General features: G+C 61.5%; 1 protein-coding gene. It reads right to left on the bottom strand.

Translation table 11 applies throughout. From position 1 onward, the window contains the following. Nucleotides 1–668: AMP-binding protein (locus tag DK870_RS29135; RefSeq protein ID WP_161550428.1), on the bottom strand; the 668-nt coding region annotated here is incomplete at both ends.

Genomic DNA, 668 nt, shown 5'->3' with positions numbered 1-668 from the left:
GCAATATAAAGGTCGCCGCTCACCCCCACCGGGCATGGCAGCAGGCCGCTATCGAGCACATACACCCGGGTGTTCCAAAGTGGCCGACCAATAGGTGGCGCCCCGGTTGCGTGGTGGGTGATCTCCTGGCAGGTCGACCAGATGGTGGTTTCGGTCGGTCCATAGACGTTAAACGCGCGTGTTGCATGGTTGCGCAGCCCGATCGCCAGACGTCCACCGATCGCTTCGCCACCAACCAAGGCAGTCTGCAACGATAACGACGGCTGCTCTGCCAGGATGGCCTCCCACAAGGCCGGCGTCGCCTGAATGACTGTCGTCCGATCCTGTCGAACACGTTCGACCAGGCGGCTCGGGTTGCGCACTTCCTCAGTCCTGGCCAGCAATATGACGGCCCCGACCAGTAAGGGTAAAAACAGCTCGAGACCCGCGATATCAAACCCAAGGGTGGTCACCGCCAGTAAACGATCCGACGCCGATAACGCCAGCGTGTGTTGCATCATCGCCAGGAAATTCGCCAGGGCGCCCCGCGTAATGGCAACCGCCTTCGGCCTGCCGGTCGACCCCGAGGTGTAAATGACATAGGCCAGTTGTTCTCGATCATTCCGGGGCAATACCGACGGCCGTGTCGTGGCCAAGGGCAGCACCAGGCTGTCCAACACGCGCTTAGG

Source organism: Pseudomonas sp. Q1, from assembly GCF_009935975.1.
GTDB classification, from domain to species: domain Bacteria; phylum Pseudomonadota; class Gammaproteobacteria; order Pseudomonadales; family Pseudomonadaceae; genus Aquipseudomonas; species Aquipseudomonas palleroniana.
Note: the sequence above shows the minus strand (reverse complement) of the source record. Positions and strands in the feature narration are given on the sequence as shown.